Origin of the sequence: Arthrobacter alpinus (assembly GCF_001445575.1) — a bacterium.
In the GTDB taxonomy this organism is placed as follows: domain Bacteria; phylum Actinomycetota; class Actinomycetes; order Actinomycetales; family Micrococcaceae; genus Specibacter; species Specibacter alpinus_C.
Map to the genome: position 1 here is coordinate 1,368,242 of NZ_CP013200.1, position 18,368 is coordinate 1,386,609.

At 60.9% G+C, this 18,368-nt stretch carries 21 protein-coding genes; 9 read left to right on the forward strand and 12 right to left on the reverse strand.

Translation table 11 applies throughout. The features are described 5' to 3' along the window. Nucleotides 1–21: 21 nt before the first annotated feature. Both AS189_RS06060 and xseA read right to left on the reverse strand, forming a co-directional pair. A complete protein-coding gene (locus AS189_RS06060; RefSeq protein ID WP_062286759.1) occupies nucleotides 22–261 on the reverse strand; it encodes an exodeoxyribonuclease VII small subunit in 240 nt (79 codons plus the stop codon). Then, nucleotides 258–1,568 (reverse strand): exodeoxyribonuclease VII large subunit, encoded by a 1,311-nt coding sequence (gene xseA, locus AS189_RS06065; RefSeq protein ID WP_062286760.1) that lies wholly within the window; start codon nucleotides 1,566–1,568, stop codon nucleotides 258–260. The genes AS189_RS06060 and xseA overlap by 4 nt, the downstream gene beginning before the upstream one ends. Nucleotides 1,569–1,754: 186 nt before the next feature. Between xseA and AS189_RS06070 the strand changes: the two genes are divergently transcribed. Together AS189_RS06070 and AS189_RS06075 are read left to right on the forward strand one after the other, a co-directional pair. Further along, nucleotides 1,755–2,588: a hypothetical protein gene (locus tag AS189_RS06070; RefSeq protein WP_062286761.1), complete on the forward strand. Its 834-nt coding sequence runs from the start codon at nucleotides 1,755–1,757 to the stop codon at nucleotides 2,586–2,588. A gap of 10 nt (nucleotides 2,589–2,598) precedes the next feature. Continuing rightward, the gene (locus tag AS189_RS06075) at nucleotides 2,599–3,678 is read left to right on the forward strand and encodes a 4-hydroxy-3-methylbut-2-enyl diphosphate reductase (RefSeq protein ID WP_062293069.1); all 1,080 of its coding nucleotides are present in this window, start codon (nucleotides 2,599–2,601) and stop codon (nucleotides 3,676–3,678) included. A gap of 84 nt (nucleotides 3,679–3,762) precedes the next feature. Here the strand turns inward: AS189_RS06075 and AS189_RS06080 are convergent, their stop codons facing one another. Continuing rightward, a complete protein-coding gene (locus AS189_RS06080) occupies nucleotides 3,763–4,971 on the reverse strand; it encodes a DNA recombination protein RmuC (RefSeq protein ID WP_062293072.1) in 1,209 nt (402 codons plus the stop codon). Between the two features lie 150 nt (nucleotides 4,972–5,121). Here AS189_RS06080 and ychF point away from each other — a divergent pair, with 150 nt between their 5' ends. The 5 genes from ychF to AS189_RS06105 all read left to right on the forward strand — a co-directional run bounded on the left by ychF (nucleotide 5,122) and on the right by AS189_RS06105 (nucleotide 7,974). Beyond that, the gene (gene ychF / locus AS189_RS06085) at nucleotides 5,122–6,207 is read left to right on the forward strand and encodes a redox-regulated ATPase YchF (protein WP_062286762.1); all 1,086 of its coding nucleotides are present in this window, start codon (nucleotides 5,122–5,124) and stop codon (nucleotides 6,205–6,207) included. Between the two features lie 176 nt (nucleotides 6,208–6,383). Then, nucleotides 6,384–6,812, forward strand: a complete 429-nt coding sequence (locus AS189_RS06090) for a hypothetical protein (RefSeq protein WP_062286763.1) — start codon at nucleotides 6,384–6,386, stop codon at nucleotides 6,810–6,812. A gap of 85 nt (nucleotides 6,813–6,897) precedes the next feature. After that, nucleotides 6,898–7,179, forward strand: coding sequence for a type II toxin-antitoxin system RelE/ParE family toxin (locus AS189_RS19305; RefSeq protein ID WP_082634106.1), 282 nt, complete (start codon nucleotides 6,898–6,900; stop codon nucleotides 7,177–7,179). Continuing rightward, nucleotides 7,154–7,474, forward strand: coding sequence for a HigA family addiction module antitoxin (locus tag AS189_RS06100; protein ID WP_062293074.1), 321 nt, complete (start codon nucleotides 7,154–7,156; stop codon nucleotides 7,472–7,474). The genes AS189_RS19305 and AS189_RS06100 overlap by 26 nt, the downstream gene beginning before the upstream one ends. After that, complete coding sequence (locus tag AS189_RS06105) at nucleotides 7,471–7,974, forward strand: GNAT family N-acetyltransferase (RefSeq protein ID WP_062286765.1); 504 nt, start codon at nucleotides 7,471–7,473, stop codon at nucleotides 7,972–7,974. The genes AS189_RS06100 and AS189_RS06105 overlap by 4 nt, the downstream gene beginning before the upstream one ends. A gap of 176 nt (nucleotides 7,975–8,150) precedes the next feature. On the opposite strand, the gene AS189_RS06110 is transcribed toward AS189_RS06105, so the two are convergent. From AS189_RS06110 to AS189_RS06125, 4 genes are all read right to left on the reverse strand, one after another. Further along, entirely contained in the window at nucleotides 8,151–8,918 is a 768-nt protein-coding gene (locus AS189_RS06110) for an SCO1664 family protein (RefSeq protein ID WP_062286766.1), read from the reverse strand. Then, nucleotides 8,918–9,484 (reverse strand): DUF3090 domain-containing protein, encoded by a 567-nt coding sequence (locus tag AS189_RS06115; protein ID WP_062286767.1) that lies wholly within the window; start codon nucleotides 9,482–9,484, stop codon nucleotides 8,918–8,920. Before AS189_RS06115 ends, AS189_RS06110 begins: the two co-directional genes overlap by 1 nt. A gap of 24 nt (nucleotides 9,485–9,508) precedes the next feature. Then, on the reverse strand, nucleotides 9,509–10,201 hold the full coding sequence (locus AS189_RS06120) for a histidine phosphatase family protein (protein WP_062286768.1): 693 nt from the start codon (nucleotides 10,199–10,201) through the stop codon (nucleotides 9,509–9,511). A gap of 275 nt (nucleotides 10,202–10,476) precedes the next feature. Then, nucleotides 10,477–10,866, reverse strand: a complete 390-nt coding sequence (locus AS189_RS06125) for a barstar family protein (RefSeq protein WP_062286769.1) — start codon at nucleotides 10,864–10,866, stop codon at nucleotides 10,477–10,479. A 627-nt stretch (nucleotides 10,867–11,493) separates the two neighbouring features. Between AS189_RS06125 and AS189_RS06130 the strand changes: the two genes are divergently transcribed. After that, nucleotides 11,494–12,429 carry an alpha/beta hydrolase fold domain-containing protein gene (locus tag AS189_RS06130; protein ID WP_082634107.1) on the forward strand — a complete coding sequence of 312 codons (936 nt, stop codon included), beginning with the start codon at nucleotides 11,494–11,496 and terminating at the stop codon, nucleotides 12,427–12,429. A 22-nt stretch (nucleotides 12,430–12,451) separates the two neighbouring features. On the opposite strand, the gene AS189_RS06135 is transcribed toward AS189_RS06130, so the two are convergent. The 5 genes from AS189_RS06135 to AS189_RS06155 all read right to left on the reverse strand — a co-directional run bounded on the left by AS189_RS06135 (nucleotide 12,452) and on the right by AS189_RS06155 (nucleotide 17,675). Continuing rightward, nucleotides 12,452–13,489, reverse strand: a complete 1,038-nt coding sequence (locus AS189_RS06135; protein ID WP_062286770.1) for an LLM class flavin-dependent oxidoreductase — start codon at nucleotides 13,487–13,489, stop codon at nucleotides 12,452–12,454. 131 nt (nucleotides 13,490–13,620) lie between these two features. Next, a complete protein-coding gene (locus AS189_RS06140) occupies nucleotides 13,621–14,205 on the reverse strand; it encodes a DapH/DapD/GlmU-related protein (protein ID WP_062286771.1) in 585 nt (194 codons plus the stop codon). 124 nt (nucleotides 14,206–14,329) lie between these two features. Further along, nucleotides 14,330–16,441 (reverse strand): FAD-dependent oxidoreductase, encoded by a 2,112-nt coding sequence (locus AS189_RS06145; protein WP_062286772.1) that lies wholly within the window; start codon nucleotides 16,439–16,441, stop codon nucleotides 14,330–14,332. A gap of 112 nt (nucleotides 16,442–16,553) precedes the next feature. Further along, the gene (locus AS189_RS06150) at nucleotides 16,554–17,165 is read right to left on the reverse strand and encodes an NAD(P)-dependent oxidoreductase (RefSeq protein WP_062286773.1); all 612 of its coding nucleotides are present in this window, start codon (nucleotides 17,163–17,165) and stop codon (nucleotides 16,554–16,556) included. Between the two features lie 120 nt (nucleotides 17,166–17,285). Beyond that, complete coding sequence (locus AS189_RS06155) at nucleotides 17,286–17,675, reverse strand: VOC family protein (RefSeq protein ID WP_062286774.1); 390 nt, start codon at nucleotides 17,673–17,675, stop codon at nucleotides 17,286–17,288. A gap of 53 nt (nucleotides 17,676–17,728) precedes the next feature. On the opposite strand from AS189_RS06155, the gene AS189_RS06160 reads away from it, so the two are divergent. Next, nucleotides 17,729–18,274 carry a DinB family protein gene (locus AS189_RS06160; protein ID WP_237759983.1) on the forward strand — a complete coding sequence of 182 codons (546 nt, stop codon included), beginning with the start codon at nucleotides 17,729–17,731 and terminating at the stop codon, nucleotides 18,272–18,274. The last annotated feature ends 94 nt before the right edge of the window (nucleotides 18,275–18,368 follow it).

An 18,368-nucleotide genomic window follows, 5' to 3' on the forward strand; every position in this document is an offset into this window, starting at 1 on the left:
CCTGCCGAGCCATTCGGTGCCCTATTCGGTGCCCGGTTCGGTGCCCGCCCGGGCTGCGTCGAGGCGGGCCTTGGCGCCCTCGAGCCATTCTTCACAGCGCTTTGCCAGAGCTTCGCCGCGCTCCCACAAAGCGAGGGAGTCTTCAAGGCTGGAACTACCGGCTTCAAGCTGGTTGACCACGCCCATCAGCTGCTCACGGGCCTGCTCGTAGCTAAGCGCTGCGATGTCTGAGTTCGGGGTGGTTGCTGTTGCGGGGCTCATGCGGGATCCTTTGTTGCTGTGCGGGTGGGTGCTGTGTTGTCGGTATTTTCTGAGGTGTCTGTGGTGCTGGAGTCCGTGGCTTCGGCTGTGAAGTCGCCGCCAGCTACACGGATCCTCAACGGGGTGCCCGTGTGTACCTGTTCAGGTGACCGGACAATGGACCGGTCGCCGAGCTGGACCACGGCGTACCCGCGGTCCAGTGTTTTCTGAGGTGAGAGGGCCCGGACCTGAGCGCGAAGATGCACCAGTTGATCAGCATGCCTGCCAACTTGGGTGCGCACCGCGGTCAGAGCCCGGGTGCTCAAGGCGGCGACGTCGTCGTGCCTGGCAGTGAGCATAGACTGCGGGTTTGCTAGAACCGGGCGGGTGCGTAGGTAAGCCAGCCGTTCCCCTTCTCGCTCCAGCATCTCCTTGATGCGGCGGTTGAGCTGGGTCCGGGCCTGATCCACCCGGCGTAGCTCCTCGCCAACGTCGGGCACAATGCGTTTGGCGGCATCGGTGGGGGTGGAGGCGCGGAGATCGGCAACCTCGTCTAGCAGGGGACGGTCGGCTTCGTGGCCAATGGCGCTAACCACTGGGGTGTGTGCTGCGGCTACGGCGCGAACCAGTGATTCATGGCTAAACGGCAGGAGATCCTCCAAGGATCCGCCGCCACGGGCGATGACAATGACATCAACGCGGGAATCGGCGTCAAGCTCTTCCAAAGCGCCGATGACACCGCTGACGGCGTTGACGCCCTGGACGGCCACCTCGCGCACCTCAAACTCCACGGCGGGCCAGCGCAACGAGGCATTGCGCAGTACATCCTTCATGGCGTCTGAATTGCGCCCGGTGATGAGGCCGATCCTGTGCGGGAGTAAGGGGAGCGGTTTCTTGCGACGAGGGTCAAAGAGCCCTTCGGCAGCCAGAGCCTGGCGCAACTTCTCGATTCTGGCCAGCAGATCGCCTAGGCCAACGGGCCGGATGTCCTGCCCTTGCATGGACAGGCGGCCTGTCTTGAGCCAAAAATCAGGCTTGAGCTGAGCAACCACGCGGGATCCGCGCTCCAGGGGTGCCTCCAGCCTGTTCAAAACCGAACCCCATACGGTGACGCTCAGTGACACTTCAGCGTCAATGTCGCGCAAGGTCAGGTAGCTGACGTTGGCGCGCTTGTTCAGCTCGATTACCTGGGCCTCAACCCATGCGGGCGGGGCCTTTTCAATGTGGGTCTTGAGTTTCTGGCTGAGCATTTGCAGCGGCCACGGGTTCTCGGCGGTTGTCTCCGCCGCCGTGGCGGCTAGGACCTTTCGCTCCGGGGTATCCGTCATGAAAGTATCGCCGTCCTTCTGTTCCGATGGCCGATGGGCCCTGGTGTGGTGCTTGTTTTGCTGCTTGGGAACAACTCTATCTTCACGCACTGACACCCAAGCGCGGCTGTCCACAGGCTTGAACTACTAGTTGAACTACTATGGGAAATCACTGTCGGCTATTTATTGTGTTTTTAGGGAAATCTCATGCGCACTGTGGGTTCGGCACTTCTTGTCATTCTGGGACTGCTGCTTGCCGCAGTGGCCGGTCCCGCGCTCTGGCTGGAACGAAACGTTGTGGATGGAGCTGGCTTTGCGCAGCTGGCCGGGCCGCTGGGCACCAATAGCGAGTTCCAAGAAGGCCTGTCCGCACTGGCCGCCGATCAAGCCACCGCGTCCATGAACCTGCCGCCCCAGCTGAACGAGCTGGCCGGGGCACTCATCAACTCGGCAGCCCGGTCCATCTATACCAATCCCGGCTATGAAGTGGCTTGGACTCAGACCCTGCAGCGCAGCCACAAATTGACCTTTGATGCCGCCGGAAATCAGGATGTGCAAGGAGATTTGAAACTCGATATTGCCCCTCTGGTTGAATTGGTGGCAGCCAAAGTCACTGCGGACCTGGGTGTTCCGCTTCCCACCCCCAAAGAAGTGGTGGTCAGTTTGGAACAGCCCCAGGTTGCCAAGGTGCTGCCTCTGGCGAGTGCGCTGGGCGGAGCATCGGGCTGGATGGCGTTCATCGCCGTCGACCTTTTGGCGTTGGGTGTCATTGTGGCCAAACGGCGTGCACTCTCGCTGATCTTGGGCGGTGCAGGGCTTGCCGCAGTGGCGCTGCTGTGGCAACTGGGTTCGGGGTTTGCGGAAAGTGCCCTAGCCGGACTGGCCGTGGGGCCGGAGGTAGCTCAGCAATTCGGCGTTCAGCTGGGGGCTCTGGCTCGGGCCAGCTGGCAGGGTGGAATTACCGCAACGTTTGTCATTGCCGGTGTGATGGCTGCCGCCGGTGTTGTAGCTCTCATCGTGAGGGGCCGGCGCACCACGTAAGATGGTGGCTATGAGCACCACTGCCGTTTCCTTGTCAATGCCCGTCGTTCCGCGCCGCCGCAGCTCGCCTGAAGAGATTGCTGCCGCCGCCCCGGTCACGGGGGAAAAGCGCGTACTCTTGGCAGCGCCGCGCGGATACTGCGCCGGCGTTGACCGGGCCGTGATCGCCGTCGAGAAGGCGCTGGAACATTACGGTGCACCCGTCTACGTGCGCAAACAAATTGTCCACAACGTCCATGTGGTCACCTCACTGGAGGCCAAGGGAGTCATTTTCGTCGAGGAAAATGACGAGGTTCCCGAAGGTGCACTGGTGGTCTTTTCCGCCCACGGCGTCTCACCGGCCGTAGTTGCGTCAGCGGCCGATCGTGGCCTGCGCACTATTGACGCAACCTGCCCGCTCGTGACAAAAGTGCACAAGGAGGCCGTGCGTTTTTCCAAGGAGAACAACCACATCCTGCTCATTGGGCATGCCGGTCACGAGGAAGTGGAAGGCACCTACGGGGAAGCCCCTGAAAGCACCACCATTGTGAACAACCCGGAAGAGGCCCGGACCCTCCAAGTTGCGGATCCGGACAATTTGATCTGGCTGTCCCAGACCACTCTGTCTGTCGATGAGGCCATGGAGATTGTGGATATTCTGCGCGAACGCTTCCCCAAGCTGCAGGATCCGCCCAGCGATGATATTTGCTATGCCACCACCAACCGCCAGGGCGCCATCAAAGAGATCGCACCGCAGGCAGACTTGGTCATTGTGGTGGGTTCCGCCAACTCATCAAACTCCGTCCGTCTCATGGAAGTAGCGCTCGAGTACGGCGCCAAAGCCTCACACCGTGTTGACTTTGCCAACGAAATTGACGAGGCATGGTTTGTTGGTGCTGCAACTGTAGGCGTCACCAGCGGAGCGTCCGTGCCTGAAATCCTGGTTCAGGATGTGCTGAGTCTGCTGGCCGAGTATGGCTATGGAACCGTGGAGGAAGTGGTCACTGCCAAGGAAGACATCTTGTTCTCCTTACCCAAGGAACTCCGGGCCACCATGAAGGCCGCAGGCGATCCTGATTACAAGGGCGTGCGCAGCTCCAACTTGCTGTGATGGAGCGCCGAGCTTCTCGGTAAGGCAATATCGGAAGTGGCCCGGACCAGATGGTTCGGGTCACTTCCGTTTTGCTTAGTGGACTCAGCTGGCCATGTCGATGTCAGCTGAACGGATATCTGTGGTGTGGAACTCCGGGGCAGTCAGCATGCGGGGAGTGTTCTTCACCTGGGCTGGGGATTCCAGGGTTTTGGGATCCAGCGCATTGAGCTTGCGGGCTGTGGGCAGGACTCGTGCTTCCAGAGTGCCCACGAGCTTGTTGTAACGGTCAACGCTGGTTTTCAAAGAGACACCCACAGCGGAAACGGCCTCACCCATGGTGCCCAAACGCGTGTAGAGCTGGGCTGAAAGTTCAAAGAGCTCCTTGGCGCTTTCCGTCAGGACGTCTTGGCGCCAACTGAAGGCCACGGCTTTCAGGATGGCCATGAGAGAGATGGGAGAAGCCAAAACAACGTTCTTGCTCATGGCGTAGTCAAGGAGATCAGGATCTGCGTTAAGGGCTGCAGAGAGAATGGATTCCACGGGGACAAAGCAAATCACTAACTCGGGTGAGTTCAACGCAGAGGTCCAGTACTGCTTGCTGGCCAGAGCGTCGATGTGAGCCTTGACTGCCTTCGCATGGCGAGCCAAGTGTTGGGCAGAAGCGGCGCTGTCTGTTGCGCCGGCGTCGTGCGCGTTAAGGAATGCGGTCAACGGAACCTTGGCATCCAGCACCAGCTCCTTGCCGCCGGGCAAGCGGACCACCATGTCGGGGCGGTGCACGCCGTCGTCCGTTGAGGTGTGGACCTGCTCAGAGAAATCGACGTGGGCCAGCATGCCGGCAGACTCCACCACGCGGCGCAGCTGGACCTCGCCCCACTTGCCGCGGGCACTGTTGGAGCGCAGCGCAGCCTCCAGCGAGGACGTGGTGGCCAGCAATTTGGCGTCTGCATCCCGGGCATCGCGGAGTTGCTCGGCGAGCTGGCCGTACTGCTCCACGCGGTCGCGCTCTAGCAAGGACACCTGGCGCTGGACGGCGTTGAGCTTCTCGGACACCGGGCCCAAAGCCTGCAGGACATGGGAGTCCGATCCCTGCTGCGCGGCCAGGGCATGGTTCTGAGAGGCAAGCAGTCTGCGTTCGGCGTCGGCCGCCGCGAAATTCGCCGTGAGTGCCGAGGCGCGGTCATGGGCGGCATCCGCCTCCTCATTTGCAGCTCGCAACCTCGCCAGCAGCACCCACGCCACCGCAGCGGCGCCCACTACTGCTCCAACAACCAACATTAAAACTGCTACAAGCCAGCCGATTCCATTCATAAAACCAGCTTCCCACGGGGCACTGACATTCTGGGTTTTGCCGCTGGTGGGCAAAGAAGCTTAAACCTCTGGCAACCGGTAGAACGCTTCCCGGCCACCCTGATTTCGCCGCAAGCGGCAAAAACGGGACCCTGCCGGTAAGCTTGTCCCGTGGCTCTAACTATTGGCATCGTCGGACTGCCCAACGTCGGCAAATCAACCCTTTTCAACGCACTGACACGCAACAACGTGCTCGCAGCGAACTACCCGTTCGCTACGATCGAGCCCAATGTTGGCATTGTCAGCTTGCCCGATCCCCGCTTGGCAAAGCTCGCAGAGGTCTTCGGATCCGCACGCCTGCTCCCGGCAGTAGTGACCTTCGTGGACATTGCCGGCATCGTCAAGGGCGCCTCGGAAGGAGAAGGCCTGGGCAATAAGTTCCTGGCCACCATCCGTGAAGCCGAGGCCATCGCCCAGGTCATCCGCGTCTTCGATGACCCCGATGTTATCCATGTTGACGGCAAAGTTGATCCGAGCTCGGATATGGAGACCATTAACACCGAGCTGATCCTGGCCGACATGCAGACGGTCGAAAAGGCCCTCCCGCGCATTGAGAAGGCTGTTAAGCTCAAGCAGCGCGAGGCCGCTGAGCTGAACGCCATCAAGGCCGCTCAAGTTGTCCTTGAGCGCGGCGACACCATTTTCTCTTCCATCAAGAGCGACAAGCTCGAGATGGAACACCTGAAGGAACTGTCTCTCCTCACCGCTAAGCCGTTCATCTACGTGTTCAACGTCGATGACGCAGTTCTGGGCAACCCGGAGCGCCAGGCTGAGCTGCGAGCCCTCGTGGCTCCGGCCGACGCGATCTTCCTGGATGCCAAGCTGGAATCCGATCTCGTCGAGCTCGATGAAGAAGAAGCCCGTGAAATGCTGGAGATGAGCGGTCAGGAAGAGTCCGGTCTGGATCAGCTGGCTCGCGTCGGCTTCCACACCCTCGGCCTGCAGACGTACCTCACGGCTGGCCCCAAGGAAACGCGCGCCTGGACCATTCACCAGGGTGATACCGCGCCCATGGCTGCCGGTGTCATCCACACCGACTTCCAGCGCGGCTTTATCAAGGCCGAAGTTGTTCACTTCGATGACCTGATCGAGGCCGGTTCCATGCATGAGGCCAAGGCCAAGGGCAAGGTTCGCATTGAAGGTAAGGAATACGTCATGCACGACGGCGACGTGGTGGAGTTTAGGTTTAACGTCTAATCGCGTTTCGCTCTCACCTCTATTGGTTTTGCAGCGAGGGGGCTGGGTCTGCACGTCGGTGCGGTTCCAGCCCTCTTTTCGTTAGGCTGAGAGGTCAGCGAGCATTCGTGCCGAGCTGACGGGATTCAGCGATACTGCGTGGCGCAATGACTCACTAGTATTCGAGAAGGAAGACCATGGCTTCTGGGTATGGGGAATACATTTCGCGCGCTGCGCAGTCGGAGTGGATGCACTCACTTCGACCGAACACCGCTCACATAGAATTTGCCTTCAACAACGGGGACGACGGCCACCGGTTGCTCGCGGCGTTGGCTCACCTGGGATCAATCAGAACGGTGGGCGTCGAGCCTGGGAACGGCTACTATTTTCGGCCACGTCCGACGGTGGTGAAGCGAAGGTTTGCCTATGATCGAGATATCATTCGAGCCATTGACTTTCTTGGGTGTTTCTTCCCTGATTCTGCGAGCTCGGAACAATGGACAGAGCTGGGCGATGTTGATGTGGTGTTCCTCGACAAATGGGGAAAGATGCTCGGAGCGACCGTGACACACGAGGGAATGATCATTACGCCGGAGGATGAGGATGAGGATCGTCTGTCTCGTTAATCATGAGGTTGGTACGTGCCGGAACTCGGTGGAGTTTAGGTTTAACGTCTAGCGTTATTGACGGGCTGCGTTATATGCTGAGTATGTGATCAGATCGTTCGGGAGTAAAGACACCGAGCGCATCTGGCATGAGCAGTACGTCAAGGGTGTCGACCGGACCGTGCAACGAGCAACCCTGAGGAAGCTCGAGTTGATCCATGCGGCGAAGGATGTGGAGGATCTTCGGATACCTCCGGGGAACCGCTTGGAGCGGTTGGTCGGTGATCGTCGTGGGCAGCATAGCATCCGCGTGAATTCTCAATGGCGTCTCTGTTTCGTCTGGAGAGAGGGAGGTGCGGAGGATGTCGAACTTGTTGACTACCACTGAGGGTGACCTGATTGACCCGATCCATCCTGGGGAGATTCTCATGGAGGACTTCATCGAGGGCTTCGGGATCACGCAGAACAAGCTGGCTGTGTCCATCGGTGTGCCTCCGCGTCGGATCAATGAGATCGTGCACGGCAAGCGGGGCATTACCGCAGACACCGCGATCCGTCTGGCGCGGTACTTCGGGACCTCAGAGGAGCTCTGGATGAACCTGCAGTCGAACTATGAGCTACGGCTTGAGCGGCGGGCCCTGCGGGAAAAGATCGAAGCGATCGTTCCGCTGCAGGTCGCGTGAACGTCCGTGAGGTGGTGCTGACCGATGATCCGGCACTGCAGCGACTGATGCTGTCGAACGCGGGCTATACGCGTCGCGTCGAAGGCGGAGCGCTCGGTGCGGACGCTGCACGAGAGGTGCTCTCCACGCTACCGCCTGGTGCTGGCGCCAACCAGAAGTGGGGCCTCGGAGTCTGGGAAGGTGACCTCCTAGTGGCGTTTGCTGACGTGATCGTTGGCTGGCCTGACCCTGCGACTGCGCACATCGGTCTGTTGATGACAGATGGGGCGCGAGAAGGTCAAGGTCTCGGACGCACACTGCACACGGCGCTGGTGGAGGGGCTCATCGACCTGCGAACCGTCACGGTGATGCGGCTTTCAATCGTGGATACGAACGCGTCGGTGGCGGAACCCTTCTGGAAGAAGATTGGTTACATCGCCACTGGCGATGTAGTGCCGTACGCATTCGGTACGGTGTCCTCGATCGCGCGAATCTGGACGCGACCGCTCGTTGTCATGTAGAGGTTGTTTCGTGCGGCGACGTGGTGGAGTTCCGCTCCAACGTCTAGTTCCTGGCCTACTTGAAACCCTTTGCGATGGCCGCCATGAGCACGTGTTCTTGGCGGACATGCTTATTTTGCTCGAGCCGGTAGAGGCTCAACGTGTCACGGACTGCGAAGCCAGTAGCCGTAACTCCCTTAGAACAACGGCCAGGGCACCGCCGACATCTCACCGCTCGGAGCGGGAAACTGCCCTGCCAAGCGCAACCGATCGCAACGCGCGGCGAGCGCTGCAATTTCTTCGGCGCTAAGCAGATCCGCCAGAATTCTTCCCAGCTCTCCATCCAGTCCCTCGCTGACACGATCTATGCCGTCCAGTTCCTCGGCGGTTAGATCCTCTCCCAACCAGCCCCACAGCACCGTACGCAGCTTGTGGTCACGGTGAAAGGTGAGTCCGTGGTCCACGCCGTGCCGGTGCCCGTCTGCCATGGCAAGGATGTGGTCGCCTTTGCGGTCGGCGTTATTGACGACGACGTCGAACACCGCCATGCGTCGCAGCGCTGGCGTATCTTCGTGAACGAGTGCCACGATCTGTCCGTTCTCATCTCGTCCCTGTAGAACCTGCTTCCAACCTGTCTCCGGCATTTGCTCCGCCGCGACCAGGTTTACGGCGTCTTGGGCGGGATCCTGCTCCTGCCAGAGCTGCACCATTCCTTCGCCCAAAGGACCATCGCGCAGCCAGGTGTGGGGCACGACGCCCCAGCCGAGGGCCTGCGAGACCAGATAGGCGGCCACCTCCCGTTGGGCCAGCGTACCCTGAGGAAAATCCCACAGGGGACTTTCGCCGGCTATCGGTTTATAGACGACCACCACGTCTCCGATGCTGCCAAGAAATGTCGCGTTTGACGCCGTCGTGATGCGGCCGGTGAGCGTCAGCTCGGCGGTCACTAGGTCCGGTGTTGGCATCAGACCTCGGGAAGGGTGCAGATGTGTCCGTCAGCGTCCACGGGATAACCGCAGAGCGGGCACGTCGGACGCCCAGCACCCACGATCTCGCGGGTGCGCATGGCGAACGCGCGGGCGGTGCCGACTGGCATACGCACCAGCAACATTTCGGACCCTTTAGTGCCGTCCTCATCAAACGATTCGTCGTTGTCGTCGTCATCAGAATCAAATTCGTCATCGGTGATGGGGTAGGCCTCTATGACGACTTGGGCCGTGGTTGGGTCCCAGCCTAAGCTCATGGTCCCAGTGCGAAACTGCTCCTGGACGGCCTCCAGCGGGTCATTGTCGACAAGTTCAGGGGGAGTGCCCGTGGGAACGCTGAAGGGGTTGCCTTGGACTGTGATGAGTTGGTCGAGGATTTCGTCGATCTTCTCCGCGAGCTGAGCCGACTGTTGCTTCTCCATGGCAATACTCACGAGCTGCTTCCCGGCCCGCACCTGCAGGTAAAACGTGCGCTCCCCGGGAAGGCCAATGGTGCCAACGACGACCCGATCGGGCCAGGAAAACTCGTGAACACGTGTATGCATGTCAGTATTCTAGGCGAAAGAGGTTCATGGCGTCTTTTGTCCTGCGCCGCCGCCCACCGGCGCATCGCCAGAGTGGATGCCCTTGGACAACCACGACAGATCGCCCCCATCGGTGTTGGTGGCGTAGACGCTCGGCCGACTAGCGCCGTAACGCACGATCGATATGGAGGCGGGGCCCACGTTGATGCGCTGGAACAGGTCAAGGTGCATGCCCAGCGCGTCAGCGAGGATTGACTTGATGATGTCACCGTGACTCACTGCCGCCCACACGGCCTCCGGCCCGTGCTCGGCTTCGAATGCTGCATCGTGGCGTCGAATCGCTGCCACCGACCGAGCCTGCATCGCGGCCATGGATTCACCGCCAGGAAAGACGACGGCGGACGGTTGCGATTGGACAACCGGCCACAAATCCTCGGTCGCGAGATCACTGAGCATGCGGCCCTGCCACTGGCCATAATCGCATTCGGTGAGATCGAGGTCAACGGGCGCATACGGTGCGCCAGTCTGGCGATCGAGGATGAGCTGGGCAGTCTGCTGACAGCGCTCAAGAGGGCTTGATACCACCCCGATTAGAGGCACGGGCGCGAGCCGGTCTCCGGTCAAGGCCGCCTGGTCCCGCCCAATCTGGTCCAGGCTGACGCCGGCGGCTCGGCCTGCCAGCAGTCCGGAAGCATTGGCTGTGGTGCGGCCGTGCCGCACGAGAATAACTGTTGCCATTCACCCAGCCTAACCACCCGCCGTCGACGAACCCAGCCCAGAGGCCGAGTGTCGTCAACCTGATGACTATTTAGAGCTAAGCGGTCCGGGTGTGGCCCTTTGATCTCGTCGCGCGTTCGCGCGCGTCCTGCACTCAGGTATCTCGTGTCCTCGGGATCTGAGTCGAGCGCCATCGCATGCTCAAGATGCTCGTCCGATAGGGAACGAGCATGATGCGATTGGTCTGCAGCGACACTTGGCTCATGAAGGCAGCCCCGTCAGCGAAAGTTGCCGTATCAACGTAGTTGGAGCTCGATGAGTGGGTGGTCTGCGAAGATTTCAAGAATGAGCTCGAAATAGGTCTTTCCGACTCCGCTCCGCAGCTCATCGAGATCAGCCTGGATACGTTGCTGGTTGAAGGAATTCGGTTGTGACAACTTGTTCTGTAGCCACCGTTGCGTCTCATCGAACCCGAGTGCTTCACGGCTGTGGGCGTGGTCAATCCAGACGAATGTTGCAGGATGATCAGCACGGATCTCGCCGTCTACCCGGTAGAGGACGTCATTGAGCCCATCCAAACTCTGACCAAGGCGCCAGTCTTGGTCAGTCATCAGCGCGCGGTTGAACTGCACGTAGAGGTCAGAGATACCGTGCACCTCGGCGCCGTCGATTCGGTACTGTTTCATTGCTCGGAGCCCTTCTCCTTTATGTGTTCATGACAATAGACCACGATTTGTGCTGGCGGTTCACGTCTTCGGCGCTCATGCGCCAAACCTCCCCGGTCAGGGATGCCGTTTGAAGCCTTCGATCGGTCCCTTACTCGGGTTGTGAAGTCCGAACGTCGGCATGGCGCCGACGGCACAGGTCATCGGCCTTGATGGAAATACTGCAGCCCGCACCGGGATACGGATACGCCCGTCCGCGCCCCAACTCCTCGTTACACCGGTACGCGTATGACCGCGAGATCATCCGCGCGATTGACGAACGAGATCATCCGCGCGATTGACGAACGAGATCATCCGCGCGATTGACGAACTTGCCGGACTATTTGCCGCGGATCCTGCTCTTGAGCCATTCTCTGGGCTCGGCGATGTTGATGTCGTGTTCGTGGATTCTCGGGGAGTGGCGCTTGGGGGCGACAGTAGCCCATGAGCGCATGATTCTGGCGTCAAAGCGTGGCTGAACCGAGTAGACCGTCCAGTGATCCTCGGATCCATCGGGTTGCCGGGCCCGCCACTGTCATTGACAGCCACCGCTTTGCAGAGCACTGTATTCTGGCCACAATGCACTGCCGAGCTGCCGAGAGGAATCCCTTGCCCCTACGTGTTCCCGAATCCCTGATTCCAGTTTTCCTTAAGGTGGCCCGCGCCAACCGGGCGTTTGTGAGCGAGGCAGGCGCACACCAGCGTATTCGCGAGCGCACTTTGCGCCCAGAACCCTACGGCCCGCCGACGCGTCTTGAAGGTGTCCGTGTTGACCGCCGGTTGCCGAATCCACTCGGATGGCCCGTGTATGACGTGGAACCGACGAACATGGCCCAGAATGGCGAGGGGCGGGCATCCGTGGTCGTCTATGTCCACGGCGGAGGCTGGGTCAATGAGATCCGGCTCCAGCACTGGCAACTGACCGCTCGCGTGGCGCGGGAATCACGGCAACGCGTCGTGGTTCCTATCTATCCACTCGTGCCCTTTGGGACGGCGCGCGAGGTGAGGGACGGCGTCGTCGAACTTGTCAGGGAAGAGCTCGATGCCGGTAACGAGGTGCGGCTGGCAGGAGATTCGGCCGGTGGCCAGATTGCACTCTCGGTGGCCCTGGAGCTTCGCGACCAAGGGGTTGTTCTTCCTGCCGTCACGCTGCTTTCTCCGGCCTTGGACCTCAGCTGGAAGAACCCCCGGATCGACGCCGTGCAGCCTAGCGATCCGTGGCTGGGACGGCCCGGAGGGCGTGTGCTGGCGGAGGCTTGGCGGGGTGCCGACCCCATCGAGGACCCCGTGGTCAGCCCGCTATTCGGGGACATGTCCGGGCTCGGGCCACTGACAGTCCTCACCGGAACGCGCGACGTCTTGAACCCCGACGCACAGATCCTGCGGGACAAAGCGGGAGCCGCAGGCGTTCAGGTAGCGTGGCACGAGGCCGATGGGCAACTACACGTATACGCACTTCTGCCCACTGAGACAGGCGAGCAGGGAACCAGAATCATTGTGGAAAGCCTGCACCCTTCGAAGGGGATGTTTGGCGCCTCCAAGTGAGCGATTACCGTAAGGGCGACGCCTAGGGCTCCGGGGTCCAACCCAGGGCGGGGCCCAACGTGGTGGCAATGTCGGTAAGAATCTGGACGTAGTCCTCTTGGTCGAAGCTGAAGGGCAGCGCAAACGCCACTTCGTCGACCTCCTGGAACCCTGCGTGTGCGTGCAGTTGCTCGGCAATCTGTTCGCTGGTGCCAATGAGATCCGGGGCAAATAGCATCCCTTTTGGTCCTTGCGGCGTAAGGGTTCGGGGAGTACGTTCATCGACGTATCTCTGATATTTTTCGCGCTGCTGCGCCGTAGCCGAATCGGTGGGAATCACCACCAGTCCTTGGGAAACCCGGGCGGATCCTCGCGCGCCGGATGCCGCGGCGGCTTCTCGGAACGCCCGGATCTGGGCTTGCTGGATGTGGGCAAAGGAGGGTTCCTGGCCCGCTTCGGCGAACATCACGCTACTGGTCAGCAGATTAAACCCGTTGGCCCCGGCCCAGTCCGCCGACTTGAGGCTGGCTGCCCCATACCAAAGCCGATCGCGCAGACCCGCCGAGTGTGGCTCGACCCTGTTGGAGAACTCTTCGACGACGCCGTGCTTGCCAGAAAATTCCCGGACCGGTTCCCCGTCAATCAAGCGGGCAAGCCGCTCTACGCGGGAGTAGCTGAAGTCCTCCTGCTCGGCGGTGTCCGGGTACAACTCGTGTTTCACGGTGTCGTAGTGCATGGGCTCACCCACACTCAGGCCCGGGTTGATACGTCCTCCGGAGAGTAGATCCACCGTGGCCAGGTCCTCTGCCAGACGCAACGGGTTTTCCCAGCCCACGGGGGTGACAGCCGTGCCAAGGTGGATGCGCGAGGTGCGCTGGCTGGCGGCTGCCATGATCGCAATGGGGGAGGAGATGCCGAACTGAAGGTGGCGGTGGCGCAGCCAAGCACTGTCGAATCCAAGACGTTCGCCCAATTCAATGACCTGCAACGTGGATTCGTGCCCGGCAGCCGGATCCGCCGGATCAAACAGGCCAATGGTGAGGAATCCCAGTTTGCGTAAGGGACGCGAGGAGTCAGGCATGTGCTTCCTTTGGTGAGGGGGTGCAACCTCTACTTAGACTAGGCCGGGGTAGTCGGCGCTGCCACTGCGAACGGCGAGACGTTACGCTCTGAGTCATCGCCGCCAAACGTTCTTGGCCTGCGCTGCTGAGATTAGCCCTCCGGCACCGTGCCCACTTGTTTCGCCGGAACACCTACGACGACGGCTCCCGCAGGCACGTCCTTGGTGACCACGGCTCCCGCACCGACCACAGCCCCATCGCCAATACTCACCCCTGGCAGCACAGTCACGTTGGCCCCGAACCACACCCCTTCGCCGATCACCACGCGGGCCGGGTGCATATCGGCCCGTCGGCTCGGGAGCATGTCATGGTTCAACGTGGTGATGACGGCGTTGTGGCCTATCAGTGAACCGGCGCCGATGTCGATTCCGCCCTGGTCCTGGAACCGGCAGCCGCTATTGAGGAACACGTTTTCGCCGAAGCGAATGTTCTTGCCGAAGTCAGCGGAGAACGGCGGGAAGAGCGTGAAGGACTCGGGGACAAGACTTCCTGTCAGCTCACTCATCAAGGACCGCACCTCATCGGGGGAGTGGTACTGCCCGTTAATCTCGGCGGTAATGCGCAGTGACTCCTGGCTCGCTGCATGCATCGCCGCGTGATGCGGCGAACCGCCGGGAATGCTCTCCCCGGCGTTGAGGGCGGTCAGCAGTGCATCAAGTCCGTCAATAGTGGCCATAGCTCACCCTAGCGTGGACAGCTCTGTGTCCAGCAGGAAACAAGATTGCCGGGCGAATAATGACAACCACGCCGCCCGTATCGAGTCGATTCAGGCGGCGCGGATGTTTCAGCTAGGAAGCCGTTTAGAGCGTGGTGCTGATGTTCCACGATGAGTGGATAGCACCGTGGATGTAGTTGACTTCTCCGGCGTCACCGATGATGTCAGCGGTGAAACCAGCCTCACGCAATTCGCTGGCCAAGGGTGCCGCAGCCGTGGTGCCGTCTGCGTACACCACCATGTCGGCCGGGGCAGAAAGGACCGCTTCTCCTTCAGTCCATTCGACGCTCTTGGGCGTGATGCGATCGATAGAGACATTGCGGTGCATCTTGACGCCGTGCGATTGGGCATCCTTCACTGCGGTCCAACGCCGCGGCATGGCTAACGGCAACCCGAGCTGCTGGCTTTCGTGCAGCAGGGTGACCCGCCGTCCACGTTCGGCCAGGAACTCCGCAAGCTCCAAGCCGACCAATGAGCCGCCAATGACCACAACGTCCTTGCCCATGGGCAGCCAGTACTTGGTGAACTGCCGGACGAATTCCGGGCTCTTCGTTACCCCGGATAGTCGGCCAAGTTTGCCGAGCGTGCTCAATACTGCTCCGGCTTCCTGAGCCGTCGCGGTGCCGAGCATCATGGCTCGCAGAGTGTCGCCGGTCTGCACATTGGGCAGGTCTCCGCCCGGGAAATCAGGCTTGGGGCGCACGGCTCCGGTGGCCACGATGACGTGGTCCGGATTCAGCGCGCGGATGGACTCCACTGTGGCCACGGTATTGAGCTTGACAGCAATCCGCAGGCGCTTGACCTCGGACTTGAACCAGCGCAAGAGCCGCTCGTTATCAGGGGTGGTCATGGTGGAGAACCACATGGTGCCACCTAGGCGGTCAGACTTGTCGATCACGGTGACGCGATGGCCACGTTCCGTCAGGACCCGAGCGCTCTCCAAGCCGGCGGGACCGGCGCCAACCACCACAATGTGCTTAGAAGCGGAGGCCGGCTTCAGTGGCAGCAGGGCCTCGTTACCCAGGGCCGGGTTGACGGCGCAGAAGGGAGTGTCGTCGAAGAAGTTCTCGGCAACGCACAAGTAGCAGTTGATGCAGGGGCGCACTTGCTCGGGCTTGCCGTCACGGAGTTTGTTTGGCAACTCCGGATCAGCGAGTAGCTGGCGGCCCATGGCGGCAAAATCGATCCGACCCTCGGCAATAGCCTTCTCCGAGATGTCCGGGAGCATGCGGCCCACAGCGATCACCGGAATTGAAACATGCTTTTTAATCTCGGCAGCGTTCTCGAGGTAGGCGCCAACCTTGCTCGGCAGCGGGCCATCCGTGAAGTTATCGAACGGGTTGCGTCCCCACCCAGTGACATGGATTGCGTCGGCGCCGGCCTGCTCGAACAGGGTGGATGCTTCGATCGCTTCTGCCAGCGTTAAGCCACCTTCCTGCCCATACTCTTCGCCTGCAACTCGGACCAAGATAGCGAGGCGATCTCCAACCCGAGCCTTCACGGCACTAATGACATCGCAGGCCAGCCGGGCCCGGTTAGTCAGTGATCCGCCGTATTCATCCGTGCGCTTGTTATCGCACTGGTTGAGGAAAACACCCAGAATGTAGCCGTGTGCCACGTGGATCTCGATGGCATCCGCCCCAGCCTTCGCAACTCGTTCGGCAGCATCAGCCCATGTGGTGACGAGCCAGGAGATGTCATCAGAGCTCATCTCCTTATAGCTGGACTGTTTGCCGCCAGTGGCCGCACCCATCTTGCCGAGTTCGGCCGGGGTGCTGTCGGCCAGTGCAGACATGTTGTAGCTGTAGTCCGGCTGGTTTGGGGCCAGCAGGGCGCGGCCATTGGCCGTATCAACCCGGGCTACCTTGCCGTGGTGCGTGGACTGGACGCACAGTTTGCTGCCGGTCTTGTGGACGGCATCGGCCAATGCCTTCAGCCCCGGGATGAACTTGTCCTCGGAGAGCCCGGGCTCTTTCATGGACGCTGCGCCATAGGGGAAAGCGATAGCGCAGGCGCCGGTAATGATCAGACCGGCTCCGCCAGCGGCGCGAGCCACATAGTGATCAATCTCGGTCTGTTCAATTTCGCCGTGTTCGGACACATTCATGTCCATTGCCGGCAGGACAATGCGGTTCGGTGTGCTCATGGGACCAATGCGTCCTGGGGCCATGAGGTGGGGAAATGTCTTGGTGGTCATAACCCCATTATAGTGTCCTGTGGACACTATAATTTGACGGTGCGGAAGCGGCAACGCTGCGAAGGGGTGTCGGCACCTATCAAGCCCGGATCAAGCGAGGATCAAACTGAGATCAAGCGCTGACGCCCATAGCCTTACCGATGGTGGAGTCATCCTCAAGGATCTCCAGCAGGCACGCGGCAAGATCTGCGCGCGGAATGGAGCCGCCCAGTCTTTCCTTGCTGGTCACTTCCAAGGCTTTCCATGATCCGGTGGCTGGCTTGTTGGTTAGGCCGGTGGGGCGGACAAATGTCCAGTCCAGTCCCGAGCTGGTGACAGTGGTTTCTTGCGCGTTGTGATCGGCCAGCGGCTTTGCGAGCAGGACCTTCATGACCGGCCGCAGGAAAGCGGGCAACTGCTTGGCGGAATCGCCGGCACCCAGTGAGGATTGAACCACGATTCTGCGGGTGGCTGTTTTCGCCATAGCTGCAACCACTGCCTGAGTGACCGCTGCCCGGTGATTGCGGACGCCTTTTGCCCCGCCAACGGTGACAACAACGGCGTCGGCTCCGGCAATGGCTTCTGTAACTATGGAAGCATCGCACGCGTTACCCACCACCACACGGGTGCCGGCCGGCGTCACACCACTGCGTGAAACAGTGGTCACCTCATGACCGGCTTGATGTGCCAGCGTTGCCAAGTGAGCTCCGGTACCTTGTGAGCCGCCAATGATAGTGATCTTCACGGATTTCCTTTTCGTCATCGTAATCGAGCGCGACTAACGGCCCAGTGCATCTTACATTGGCGGCCAGGGGCAGAAACATGGCTGAGAAGGGCCCCAGCAAATGCCAAGAAAAGCGAAGAACTACTGCGCCGCACGCTCTGCTTCCGTCAGGGTGCGCAGCACACAAAACTCGTTCCCCTCGGGATCGCCCATGACTACCCAGGTGTGGGAGGTGCCCTGCCCGATGTCCACCCGGGTAGCGCCCAGCGCTTCCAGACGAGCGATCTCGGCGGGCTGATCATCGGGGCGCAGATCCAGGTGCAGCCTGTTCTTTACCGCTTTACCTTCGGGTACTTTCAGGAACAGAAGATCCGGCAAGATCCCAGCTTCCGGACTGCCGGCGGGTGGCTGAAGCGCCACTTCCTCGCCGTCGTCGTGGACAATATTCCAGCCCAACGCCTCCGCCCAGAATTGGGCAGTTTCGGACGGCGAGGCGGAATCAATGGAAAAGTTTTCTATGCGTGAGGCCATGGCGCTATTCTGCCGTGCGGCGTGGTCGCTGACTAGTGTGGAACAGTAATCCCATGGACCTACTCAATGATCCAAATGAGCGTACCCCCGTCATGCCGGATGTCCGCACCGGCCCACCCTTCATGGCGGGTGAGCGGGAATCGCTCCAGGCGTGGTTGGAGTTTTACCGCCTCACTTTGCCCATAAAAATTGGCGGTCTCACCCCGGAGCAACTGTGCCGGGCTGCCGTTCCGCCCTCGGGCATGAGCATCGCCGGGATTGTGCGTCATCTGTGCGACGTGGAGCGCTACTGGTTCTCAAATATCGTGGCAGGAACCGATCAGCCCGCTCGCTACAAGGCGGAGGGTCCCGATGCGGACTTCAAGGGGGCCACCGAAGCCACGGCCCTTGCCGACGTGGCCGCCTACAGCCAGGAGCTGATCCACGTCCGAAAGGTGGCGGCGAACGTCACCGATCTCGACGCCGCGCTGCCGGCGCTGCGGCACGGGCAGCAACTGAATTTGCGATGGGTTTACACGCACATGATTGAGGAATACGCCCGGCACGCCGGTCATGTGGACCTGCTGCGTGAGTGTGTGGACGGCACTACCGGGTACTAGTGCCGTGTCTCTTAATGGTCGACGCCGGAGCTCGCCTTTTGCGCGCGGCCTGCGGTACCGCGCGCTAGGGTCCGGCTTACGCCCACGCGCCTGC